Origin of the sequence: Neisseria sicca (assembly GCF_017753665.1) — a bacterium.
GTDB classification, from domain to species: Bacteria; Pseudomonadota; Gammaproteobacteria; order Burkholderiales; family Neisseriaceae; genus Neisseria; species Neisseria flava.
This window is the reverse complement of record NZ_CP072524.1, coordinates 1838962-1850489: the sequence shown is the minus strand read 5'-3', so window position 1 is coordinate 1850489 and position 11528 is coordinate 1838962. Positions and strand designations below refer to the sequence as shown.

9 protein-coding genes are annotated in these 11528 nt (G+C 50.9%); 8 read left to right on the top strand and 1 reads right to left on the bottom strand.

Going from position 1 to position 11528, the window contains the following annotated elements:
• The first annotated feature begins 27 nt into the window (after positions 1-27).
• From J7445_RS08665 to nhaC, 3 genes are all read left to right on the top strand, one after another.
• Entirely contained in the window at positions 28-915 is an 888-nt protein-coding gene (locus J7445_RS08665) for a cell division protein (protein ID WP_146736771.1), read from the top strand.
• A gap of 194 nt (positions 916-1109) precedes the next feature.
• The gene (locus tag J7445_RS08660; protein WP_146736776.1) at positions 1110-1766 is read left to right on the top strand and encodes a hypothetical protein; all 657 of its coding nucleotides are present in this window, start codon (positions 1110-1112) and stop codon (positions 1764-1766) included.
• Positions 1767-2012: 246 nt separating this feature from the next.
• A complete protein-coding gene (gene nhaC, locus J7445_RS08655) occupies positions 2013-3401 on the top strand; it encodes a Na+/H+ antiporter NhaC (protein WP_146736772.1) in 1389 nt (462 codons plus the stop codon).
• 91 nt (positions 3402-3492) lie between these two features.
• Here nhaC and J7445_RS08650 read toward each other — a convergent pair whose 3' ends face one another.
• Positions 3493-4059, bottom strand: a complete 567-nt coding sequence (locus J7445_RS08650; RefSeq protein ID WP_209283000.1) for an NADPH-dependent FMN reductase — start codon at positions 4057-4059, stop codon at positions 3493-3495.
• Positions 4060-4454: 395 nt separating this feature from the next.
• Between J7445_RS08650 and pnuC the strand changes: the two genes are divergently transcribed.
• The 5 genes from pnuC (at position 4455) to prpB (ending at position 11477) form a co-directional block, all read left to right on the top strand.
• Positions 4455-5168: a nicotinamide riboside transporter PnuC gene (gene pnuC / locus J7445_RS08645; RefSeq protein ID WP_209282999.1), complete on the top strand. Its 714-nt coding sequence runs from the start codon at positions 4455-4457 to the stop codon at positions 5166-5168.
• Between the two features lie 424 nt (positions 5169-5592).
• Positions 5593-6855, top strand: coding sequence for a putative DNA modification/repair radical SAM protein (locus J7445_RS08640; protein WP_209282998.1), 1263 nt, complete (start codon positions 5593-5595; stop codon positions 6853-6855).
• Positions 6856-6874: 19 nt separating this feature from the next.
• Positions 6875-7645, top strand: a complete 771-nt coding sequence (locus tag J7445_RS08635) for a TIGR03915 family putative DNA repair protein (RefSeq protein WP_019271134.1) — start codon at positions 6875-6877, stop codon at positions 7643-7645.
• A gap of 330 nt (positions 7646-7975) precedes the next feature.
• Positions 7976-9409, top strand: coding sequence for an MFS transporter (locus J7445_RS08630; protein ID WP_209282997.1), 1434 nt, complete (start codon positions 7976-7978; stop codon positions 9407-9409).
• Positions 9410-10601: 1192 nt separating this feature from the next.
• The gene (gene prpB / locus J7445_RS08625) at positions 10602-11477 is read left to right on the top strand and encodes a methylisocitrate lyase (protein WP_070539569.1); all 876 of its coding nucleotides are present in this window, start codon (positions 10602-10604) and stop codon (positions 11475-11477) included.
• Positions 11478-11528 lie beyond the last annotated feature (51 nt).

The window sequence follows — 11528 nt, the reverse complement described above, 5'->3', positions numbered from 1 at the left end:
CCCGAACACAAAAAAGGAAAACAACTCATGAAATGGCTTTTCGCCGCCCTCGTGGCACTCAACATCATCGTCTTCGGCGGCATGATTACGCACCGCCTCAACAACGCCAAATCCCCCGCCGCCACGCCCGTAGAAGGCGGAGCCCACGAACTCGCCCAACCCGAATCCCTGCGCCCGCAGCAAGCCCCCGCGTCTGCCGACAACGCCCAACCCGACTGGCTGCAAACCGACGAAACACAAGCCGACCTGCCCGAACCCGAATCCGAAGAAGCCATAGCCGAGCGTAAGAAAAAAGAAGAAGAGGAATTGGCACGCCGCGAAAAAGAAAAAAAAGAACGTGAAGAAAAAGCCCGCCGCGAAAAAGAAAAAGCCGCCGCAGAAAACACCAATCCGGCTGCTGCCGCCAACGAAAATCCCGCCGCCAAAAACGCATCCGCCGCCCGCCAATGTACGTCCAACGCCAGCGTTACCCTGGATGAAGACGACTACCACCGCATCAAAGGCCTGCTGACCCGCTGGCCGCATGCCGCCAGCCGCACCGTAGAAAAACGCGGCGCATCGAAAGACCAGGCCGCCAAAACCTTCCGCGTCCTGCTGCCCGCCGACAGCGAAGCCATGAACCGTCTCGAAGCGCTCGGCAACAAAGGCTTCAACGGCACGCTCTACAACGGCGAAATCAGCCTCGGCGTGATGAAAAGCCGCTCCTCAGCCCAAGTCCTCATCTCGCGCCTGTCCGCAGCAGGCTTCGGCGGCGCGCGCATCGTCGAACAAGACGACAAAGGTAACGCCGCCGACAGCACCCTCAGCGTCTCCCGCATGACCGTCATCTTCATGTCGGTCGATGACAAAGACACACAGGAAATCCGCAACATCGTCGGACGCTACGGCAGCCTGAACATGAAAACCTGCAAATAAAACCCCAAAGGTCGTCTGAAAGTTTTCAGACGACCTTTTTGCGGAAATATAGCCAATTCAAACCATAGAAGCCCCTGCCGTCTTTTCCGCTTGGGTGAAAAGAGAAGTGAGGGTATTTTCTAAATGAATCCATTTCGGGCGTGAAAACTTTGCCGAATGCCTGAAACCGTCAATTCTGAGGAGTGTCCGTATTGATGAAACCCTTAATCTTTTTACTTCCCGCCGTGTTATCCCTGCATGCTGCCGCACAAAACTACGTCATTGCCGACGACCGTCTCAGTAGCGGGGTGTTGACACTTGAGGGCAGCAGTTTTTCCGTCAGTACCATCAATCCAAACGGCAATGTGTGCGATTACGAAGGCGTCGTTCGCAATCGTATTGTCAGCGATGGGGAGGGCTGTGTCGTGCATTTCAGTTTCAAGCGCGACAGTGTGCGTTTGGACATCCCCGAATCCGCCCGAGAAGCCTGTCAAAGCTATTGCGGGCATAACGCTTTTTTCGACAGGGTTTATTATAAAATGCCGACGGCCTGCGCCTCAAAATATGCAGAGGCGGCGGAGCGGCGTTTCCAGACTGCCTATCGGGACAAACGTTTCCGAGAGGCGGCAAACCTCAAGCGGCAATATCTAAACCAATGTGGCAGATTCCTCTATCTGACCGACTGGATGCGGGGTTTGAATGATTTGGCAGTCAGCTTTAAAAATGCCGGAGATAAAGCGGCCTGCCGCAAAACGCTTGCCCCATTGTCCGAATGGCTGCGGGATTATCGGCCAAACTACATCAACGAAACAGATTACAAACGCGAAGCGTCTGCGGCAAGGTTTAACTTGAAACAGTGCGAAGCGGAATAAAACGAAATTCAGTCCGTATTTTTACATGATGAACGATATGGTTATTTATGGCATAAAAAGCCATAATATTTCTTAAATATTAAAAAATGGATATTTTTTTCTAAAAAATATATTTTAATATTATATTGTTTTAATAAAAATCCGTTTCTACATTCATAAAAAATCACGGGGTCGTCTGAAAAGCGGTTTTTCAGACGACCCTGTGTGCTAAACTTCGTTAAATACACACAAAACAGGCAAAGCAATATGTTTACATTCAAATCACTGCTCGACATGCCGCGCGGAGAAGCTCTTGCCGTCGTCGTGGCGTTAATCGGGGCGATGGGTTACACCATCATTTCGTTGGGCTGGCTGCCCCATATGTCCATCATTGCCGCCATTACCGTCCTCATCCTCTACGGTCTTGCACGCGGGTTGAAATACAACGACATGCAAAAAGGCATGGTCGGCGCGGTGGGGCAGGGCATGGGTGCGATTTACCTGTTTTTCTTCATCGGACTGATGGTCAGCGCGCTGATGATGAGCGGCGCAATTCCGACGCTGATGTATTACGGTTTCGGGCTGATTTCTCCTACTTATTTCTATTTTTCTGCTTTCGCGCTGTGTTCCATTATCGGCGTATCCATCGGCAGTAGTTTGACCACTTGCGCCACCGTCGGCGTTGCCTTTATGGGCATGGCGGCGGCGTTTCATGCCGATTTGGCAATGACGGCGGGCGCGATTGTTTCCGGCGCGTTCTTTGGCGACAAAATGTCCCCCCTTTCCGATACTACGGGCATTTCTGCCTCCATCGTCGGCATTGATTTGTTCGAACACATCAAAAACATGATGTACACCACCATTCCTGCGTGGCTTATCAGCGCAGCATTGATGCTGTGGCTCTTGCCCAATGTTGCCGCACACGATATGAACAGCGTCGAATCCTTCCGCAGCCAGCTTGAAGCGACGGGCTTGGTACACGGCTATTCGCTGATTCCGTTTGCGCTGTTGGTCGTGTTGGCGCTGTTGCGCGTCAACGCCGTCGTCGCCATGCTCTTCACTATCATCGCCGCGCTTGGCGTTACCTATTTCCACAGTACGCCCGACTTGAACCAGCTCGGTGCATGGTTTTACGGCGGCTACAAGCTGGAAGGTGAAGCGTTCCAAGACATCGCCAAACTCATTTCGCGCGGCGGTTTGGAAAGCATGTTCTTCACGCAAACCATCGTGATTCTCGGCATGAGTTTGGGCGGTTTGCTGTTCACGCTCGGCGTGATTCCGTCGCTGCTGGACGCCATCCGCGCGTTCCTGACCACCGCCGGACGCGCCACCTTCAGCGTTGCCGCTACGTCGGTTGGCGTCAATTTCCTTATCGGCGAACAATATTTGAGTATTTTGCTTTCCGGCGAAACCTTCAAACCTGTGTACGACAAGCTAGGTCTGCATTCGCGCAACCTTTCGCGCACGCTTGAGGATGCGGGTACCGTCATCAACCCTCTCGTTCCGTGGAGCGTCTGCGGCGTATTTATCAGCCACGCACTTGGCGTACCCGTTTGGGAATACCTGCCTTATGCCTTCTTCTGCTATTTGAGTCTGATTTTGACGCTACTGTTCGGTTGGACAGGTCTGACATTGAGCAAGAAAGAAACTGCGTAAAGCAGGGGATACAAAGGTCGTCTGAAAACCTTCGGCATAGGTTTTCAGACGACCTTTTTTATGGAAATGCTTTGACGGAATAGATGACGGCTTATTTAGGATTTTTCTCGATCAGGGCGACGAGTTGGTCGATATAGCCTTGGACGAAGCTGCGTGCCGATTCGATGAGTTTGCCGTTATCGTCAAACAGAGTAGGGGAGTTGCCGAGGAAGACTTCGGGCTGCCCGGTCAGCGGCATATTGAAGTAGGACAAGGCAAGGCGCAGGTTTTTTTGCGAACTGTAACCGCCCATTTTGCCGACGGAATGGCTGATGATGCCTGCGGGCGTGTTTTTCCATGCGACGTCAGCGTTGGGTTTGGAGCCGATGTCTACCGCGTTTTTCAGGCAGGCGGGGACGGTGCGGTTGTTTTCGGAGGTAACGAACAATACGCCGTCGGAGGCTTTGATGGTTTCGCGGAAGGCGGTGTAGCTTTCGGGCGTGGGGAAGTTGGTTTCGGCGGGGTCGTCATAGTCGAAATTGTAGAGCGGCAAGCCGCCGATTTCGACGATTTGGGCTTCGTAGCCTTCGGGGAACATGGGGATGACGTTTTGCGCCACTTTGCGTGCGAACGAGCCTTTACGCAGGCTGCCTACTAAAATGCTGACTTTTTTTGCCATGAATTTTCTCCTGATTGTGTAAAAATAAAAACGATTCGTAAATTCATTTTAAAATGGGTGCGGATAACGGTCAAGATTAGGGCATCGCGTTAAGGCGGCTTTATCTACGGGCAGGTCGTACACGCTGAAATTTAGTTTCTTTATGGTTGTTATGGGAATTATGATGAAAATTCAGGTACTTGAAGACAAATCGTTAGATGGAAAGCCTTGTTTTTTCGGATTCACTGTATTGCTTGGGCAACAGTTTTAATTAGATATGTAACTTTAGTAATTGTTTTATTGCGTGTAAATTGAAACTTACGCATAATGTAAAACATATGCAATATGGGATGGATTCTTTTGTTTTGAGAGGCATCCCGCATCGAGCATTAATAAAGAAAAAAGGGAAAAAAATCATGTCATTAGCCTGGTGGAAACGCGAATTGTTCGGCGGTTGGACGCATTTCGAAGCGGTTTGGCTGCTGATGTTTTTGGGAATACAGGCGGTCGTGTTCGTCTTCAATCCCGACTCATGGCTGGCGAGCATTGCGGCGGTAACGGGCATTTTGTGCGTCGTCTTCGTCGGTAAGGGCAAAATCAGCAATTATTTGTTCGGGCTGATTTCCGTATCGCTGTATGCTTATGTTTCTTATACGTTTAAGCTCTACGGCGAGATGATGCTGAATTTATTGGTGTATGTGCCTGTCCAGTTTGTCGGTTTCGCTATGTGGCGCAAACATATGGCGCTGGGCGAAACGGCGGAAACGGAGGAAGTGAAGGCGAAGGCGTTGACGGTCAGACAGTGGCTGCTGGTGGTTGCCGCATCTGTCGTCGGAACGTCGGTCTACATCGAATGGCTGCACCACTTAGGCAGCGCGTTGCCGACCCTCGACGGCGTAACGGTCGTCGTGTCGATTGTGGCTCAGGTTTTGATGATTCTGCGCTACCGCGAGCAATGGGCATTGTGGATTGTGGTCAATATCCTGACGATTTCGCTGTGGACAGCGGCATGGTTGAAAAACGGAGAAACGAGCCTGCCGCTTTTGCTGATGTACGTCATGTATTTGTACAATTCGGTTTACGGCTATATCAACTGGACGAAGCTGGTAAAACGGCATTCGGGACAATAATTATCAAGCTCCAAAGGTCGTCTGAAAATCCGGTATCGGGTTTCAGACGATCTTTTGCATATTCATACTAAAATTCATATTCCTCAAATATTTCAATATGTTGATATTAACGCTTCCGATATTGACTCAGACAATACGGCTCACGGATACCACGCCGACAATCCCAACTTCCTTTCTAAAACCATTGTGGCGACACTGTTTATCGGCGCGTTTTTCATCATACTCCTGCTTAACCCGAATATCTTGCATTTTGCTTTCAATCCAAAACGCAGCATTCTGTCGCGTTACAAACCTTCATAAATGCTTAGACAGGCATCATGCCTTCCTGAATCATTCATCACATACTAAGAAAAAATTTAGCTGACTAAATAAAATCTTACAACTATAATAAAAAAACTTAACTTTCTCTAATAACAGATAAGCTATGGACTATCAAAAAATCAGCCGTAAGCTCGAAATTTTAGCCGATGCCGCCAAATATGATGTTTCCTGCTCGTCGAGCGGCGGTTCGCGCGGCAACGACGGGCAAGGCTTGGGCAACTCTTCGCGTGCGGGCATCTGCCACAGTTTCACCGAAGACGGCCGCTGCGTATCGCTGCTGAAAATCCTGCTGACCAACCATTGCATCTACGACTGCGCTTATTGCGCTTCCCGCCGCAGCAACGATATTCCGCGCGCGGCGTTTACGGTCGATGAAGTGGTGGATTTGACCATGAGCTTTTACCGCCGCAACTATATCGAAGGGCTGTTTTTGAGTTCCGGCATCTTCAAAAACGCCGATTACACCATGGAGCGCTTGGTGCGGATTGCCAAAAAACTGCGCGAAGAACATCGATTTAACGGCTACATCCACCTCAAAACCATTCCCAAAGCGTCTACCGAAATCCTGCACGAAGCCGGGCTGTATGCCGACCGCCTCAGCGTCAACATGGAAATCCCCACCATTTCCGGCCTCAAGCTGCTTGCACCCGAAAAAAACCACAGCGACATGACGCAACCGATGGCGTTTGTCCGCAACGAAATCGTCGCCTTTGCCGACGGCCGCAAAACCATCAAATCCACGCCCAAGTTCGCCCCTGCCGGACAAAGCACGCAGTTCATTATCGGCGCGGCAGGCGAAACCGACCGCCAAATCATCCGCGCCGCTGGCGGGTTTTACCGCCATTACGGTCTCAAACGCGTGTATTACTCGGGCTATGTACCGGTATTGGAAGACAAACGCCTGCCGCCTTTATCGACGCAAGTGCCGTTGCGGCGCGAAAACCGGCTCTATCAGGCAGATTGGCTGATGCGTTTTTACGGCTTTTCCGATCATGAAATCTTAGACGAACAGCAACCTTTCCTCGACTTGGATTTCGACCCCAAGCTCGCTTGGGCGCTGCGCCACCGCGAATGGTTTCCCGTGCCGCTGCAACACGCGCCGCTTGAAATGATTTTGCGCGTGCCCGGTATCGGCGTGAAGTCCGCCCGCAAAATCGTGCAGGTCCGCCGCTTCCGCATGATTACCATGGCACACCTGCGCAAAATGGGCGTGGCATTAAACCGCGCGCGCTATTTCATCACCCTGCCCGAACCCAACCGCTACGCCGACCTAATCGACAGCCCGCAACTGCGCGGCCTGCTTTTACAAAACACACGCTCCAAATTCAGCCAAAGCGATGCCGTGCAAAGCGATTTGTTCGGCTGATAACGAAAAGGTCCACATTATGCAAATCACTTTGCACTATGACGGCAGCTTCGACGGACTGCTGAGCACCGTGTTTCATGTTTACGCCTGCAAATACGCTCCTGAAAACGTGCATATTACCCATGATGCGCAGGATACGGATTTATTCAGCCGCAGCGAAACCGTTACCACCTCCCCCGAACGCGCCCAGCGCGTTTTCAAACGGCTCGAACAGCAAATCGGACGCGGCGGCATGGTCAAACTGCTGTATGGCTTTTTAATCGCCCTACCTGAGATGCCCGATACTTTTCTGCGCATCGTCAGCCTGATGCTTGCCCGCCCGATGCGCAAAGACGTGCTCTGCGATTACGGTCTTTACGATGTGATGCAATGGGCGCAATGGGTTAAAACCGTCGGACATGAAAAACACCAGATGGAAGCGTTTGTGCGCTTTGAAGAGCTGGCAGATGGTCTGTATCTCGCGCGTATCGAACCTCAATACGATGTGTTGCCCTTGATTACACGCCATTTCCGCAACCGTTATCCGCAACAGCAATGGGCGATATTCGATATGCAGCGGCATTACGGCATCTTAAGCGACACGAACGGCCTGCACGCAATCAACAGGCTTGAAGCCCACCTCATCCAAACATCGTACGCCCCTGACGAACGCAGTTACCAAGCCTTGTGGCAGGACTATTTCAACAGCACCAATATTCCGTCACGATGCAATCCTAGGTTGCACCGCCAACAAATGCCGCAACGCTATTGGAAATACCTTACTGAAAAACAACCTGCTGTTTTAAAATAAAAAATGCCTGTCGAAAACAGGTTCGGACAGGTTTTATAGCGAATAAACTTATTACTTATCTTGAGGTTGCTATTTTTCAGCAGGAGGCCTACTGCCCTGAATAACTACTCCTACGCATCGCAGGTATGCCCAATAATTTTATTGTCGCGTTGTAGTTTCAAATGACCTCGGTGCATTAAATGTTCGGGGTGGGAATTTAGGTGAATTTTGTAGAGATCTCAATAAGTATCAAGCTTCAAAGGTCGTCTGAAAATCCGGTATAGGGTTTCAGACGACCTTTTGCATATCCATGCTAAAATCCGTATTCCTCAAATATTTCAATATGATGTTATGCACGCTTCCGATATTGATACAGATGATACGACTCACGAATACCACGCCGACAATCCCGACTTCCCCTCTAAAACCATTGTGGCGACGCTGTTTATCGGCGCGTTTTTCGGCTATCTCAACGACACGCTTTTAAATGTCGCGCTCACGCCGATTATGAAGGATTTCGGTGTCGACAAGACCACCGTCCAATGGCTGACGACGGGCTTTTTGCTGGTGATGGGTGCGTTCACACCGATTACGGCGGGCGTGATTCAATGGTTTGAAACGCGCAAGATGGTATTGTTCACGCAGGCGACGTTTCTGGCGGGTTCGCTGATTTGCGCGTTTGCACCGACTTTCGGGATTCTGGTCGTAGGGCGGATGGTGCAGGCGGTGTCTGCCGCGTTTTTTGTGCCGCTCCTGTTTAACGGCATTTTGTCGATTTACCCGCCGAACAAACGCGGAACGGCGATGGGTGTGATTACCATGATGTTCACCGCCGCGCCTGCGATGGGGCCGACGCTGTCAGGCATCATCATCGACCACACGCATTGGCGTGTGCTGTTCGGCTTTACCGCGCCGTTTATGCTGGCGGCGATGGCGTTGGTGGGCAAGTATCTGACGGTTAATTTGAGCACCATCAGCCGTCCGAAGATTGATATTTTGTCTGCCGTGCTGTCGATTGCGGGCTTCGGCGGGCTGGTGTATGCGAGCAGTAATTTCGCCAGTCTGCCGCTGGCGGAATTTATCCTGCTGTTTGCCGCCTCCGTCGCGCTGGTGGGCTGGTTCGCATACCGCCAGTCCCGCTTGGCGACGCCGCTGCTGAACCTTCAAGCGTTTGAGTATAAGCAGTTCCGCTACTGCGTCGTGATTCTGGCGGGCGCGGTATTCCTGTTTTTAGGTTTGGAACTGCTGATGCCGATGTACACGCAGCAGGTGCTGATGCTGACGGGTACGGCGACGGGGCTGATTCTGATGCCTGCGAGCATCGCCCAAGCGGTTGCCGCGCCTTTGTTCGGCAAACTGCTGGACAAGAAAGGCGGACGGTTTGTCGTGTTGCCCGCCACGGTGATGCTGACGGTGTCGCTGGCGGTGTTGTGGCTGTTTTTGCGGATTGACACGCAAGTCATGATGCTGACCGCCATGTTCACGCTGATGGCGGTGTCCGTCTCCGCCTGCGTAACGGGCGAAACCCACGGCTTGAACGCGCTGCCGAAAAAACTCAATCCCCACGGCGCAGCGATTCTGACCACCATCAACCCGATTGCCGGTGCAATCGGCGCGGCATTTTTCGTCGGTGCGACCAATATCGGCGAGAAACTTTCCTCCGCCGCTTCGCCGCAACAAGCCATGCTCGACGGCATCCATCTGGCGATGGGCAGCGCGCTGGTGTTGGGCGCGGTGATGGTGTTTTTCGCCATGCGCCTGAAACGGCATCAGACAGCGTCGTAACGCGTACCGGGAATGTGTGAAAAGGTCGTCTGAAATCATGTGATTATGGGTTTCAGACGACCTTTTTTAATTTTTATGGTGGATGAACGTGATTCTGAGATAAGCAAAAACCTTTCCCATTAAATACAAAACTTTCCTTGATGGGCAAATCCAACGCGGCGGCGGGTAGGGCAGTTCGATGCCTACTGCGGATCGTAGCGTGGGCTTTGCCCACGGAGTTGATTGCTTGGTTTTCGAGTCGGGGGCGATAAATGGCATTGTTTTTCGTGGGCGAAGCCCACGCTACGGCTGGGTGTGAAGGTCATCTGAAATCATAGGGTTACGATTTTCAGACGACCTTTTTATATCTAAAACTACACGCGACTACATTTTAAAATCAGATTATTTTTATTGTTAAATCATAATGTTATTTAAATTTTGGTCGTCTGAAAAAGGGCGTGGGTGCAAAATCGGGTGGTTTGGGCGGTTTGGATGCTGTTTTTTGCGGTTAAACAAAAATTCCTAAAAAATGAATTAATTATATTTGATTTTAAGAAGTATTATTTAAAATAGTTCTGATTGGTTAGAGGTGATACAGGCTTTGTCAGGCAAGGATTTGGGTTGTTTTAAGGTGGTGGTTTGGGTTTTGTTTCTGAAGTATTGTTCATTAATGATTGAATTTTTTAAAAATATTTTAGAAAAAGTGTTTGACAGCCTGAAAATTATTTTTTAAATTTGTCCATACTTATAAAAACTACATTGCACTACAAAGGAACCCTGTCATGAATCTGTACCAAACTTCTCCGTCTTGTTATAGATCGTCTTCTATCTCTGCCGCATCCGTCGTCGTCTGCTTTTGGGCAGTCGCGGCGGTCTGACGGCTCTTTGCCCGAATCGGGGTTTCCGCATTTCTGCGGACGGTTTGGGTTTTGAAAATCCTGTCTTTCCAGCTTTATTTCTTTTCTGAATATTAAAAATATTAAAAAATTCCGTATACCTCCGCTTCAGCCGAATTGTTTGTATTGAATTTGTTAATTGATTGTTTTTATTGATTTTGATTTTTCATACGACCCGATGGGTTTGGTTTTTGAAAGGTCGTCTGAAAAGGGTTTTGCAAGCATTGTTTCTTTTTGAACGGTTCGTTTCGGGTTTTGCGGAAACTGGGCCGCTGAGTCGATACTGAAAAAAATCTAATCTACAAAGGAGAATTAACATGAGCCAACTTTCTGCCGGTGCCCGTTTCCGCCAAGCTGTGAAGGAGTCGAATCCCCTTGCCGTGGTCGGCTGTGTAAACGCTTATTTTGCGCGGCTGGCGACGCAGAGCGGGTTTAAGGCGGTGTATCTGTCGGGCGGCGGCGTGGCGGCCTGTTCGTGCGGGATTCCGGATTTGGGCATTACCACGATGGAAGATGTGCTGATTGATGCGCGGCGGATTACGGACAATGTGGATACGCCTTTGCTGGTGGACATCGATGTCGGCTGGGGCGGGGCGTTCAATATTGCGCGCACGATTCGCAACTTCGAGCGTGCGGGCGTGGCAGCTGTCCATATCGAAGACCAGGTGGCGCAGAAGCGTTGCGGGCATCGTCCGAACAAGGCCATTGTTTCTAAAGATGAAATGGTTGACCGCATTAAAGCCGCCGTGGATGCGCGCGTGGATGAGAATTTTGTGATTATGGCGCGGACGGACGCGCTGGCGGTGGAAGGTTTGGATGCCGCCATCGAGCGGGCGCAGGCTTGCGTGGAAGCGGGCGCGGACATGATTTTCCCTGAAGCGATGACGGATTTGGCGATGTACCGGCAATTTGCGGATGCGGTGAAAGTGCCCGTGTTGGCGAACATTACCGAATTCGGCGCGACGCCGCTTTATACGCAGCGCGAGCTGGCGGACAACGGCGTGTCGCTGGTGCTGTATCCGCTGTCGTCGTTCCGCGCCGCGAGCAAGGCCGCGCTGAATGTTTATGAGGCGATTATGCGCGACGGCACGCAGGCGGCGGTGGTCGATACCATGCAGACCCGCGCGGAGCTTTACGAGCATTTGAATTATCACGACTTCGAGCAGAAGCTGGATAAATTGTTTCAGAAGTAAAAAACCGTTTTCAGACGACCCTCAACCTTGAATAGGTCGTCTGAAAACCCA

Excerpts from the sequence above, each read along its gene's own strand:
- J7445_RS08635 (WP_019271134.1), top strand. The coding sequence starts at position 6,875 with ATGCAAATCACTTTGCACTATGACGGCAGCTTCGACGGACTGCTGAGC.
- J7445_RS08640 (WP_209282998.1), top strand. The coding sequence starts at position 5,593 with ATGGACTATCAAAAAATCAGCCGTAAGCTCGAAATTTTAGCCGATGCC.
- J7445_RS08665 (WP_146736771.1), top strand. The coding sequence starts at position 28 with ATGAAATGGCTTTTCGCCGCCCTCGTGGCACTCAACATCATCGTCTTC.
- pnuC (WP_209282999.1), top strand. The coding sequence starts at position 4,455 with ATGTCATTAGCCTGGTGGAAACGCGAATTGTTCGGCGGTTGGACGCAT.
- prpB (WP_070539569.1), top strand. The coding sequence starts at position 10,602 with ATGAGCCAACTTTCTGCCGGTGCCCGTTTCCGCCAAGCTGTGAAGGAG.
- J7445_RS08630 (WP_209282997.1), top strand. The coding sequence starts at position 7,976 with ATGCACGCTTCCGATATTGATACAGATGATACGACTCACGAATACCAC.
- nhaC (WP_146736772.1), top strand. The coding sequence starts at position 2,013 with ATGTTTACATTCAAATCACTGCTCGACATGCCGCGCGGAGAAGCTCTT.
- J7445_RS08650 (WP_209283000.1), bottom strand. The coding sequence starts at position 4,059 with ATGGCAAAAAAAGTCAGCATTTTAGTAGGCAGCCTGCGTAAAGGCTCG.
- J7445_RS08660 (WP_146736776.1), top strand. The coding sequence starts at position 1,110 with ATGAAACCCTTAATCTTTTTACTTCCCGCCGTGTTATCCCTGCATGCT.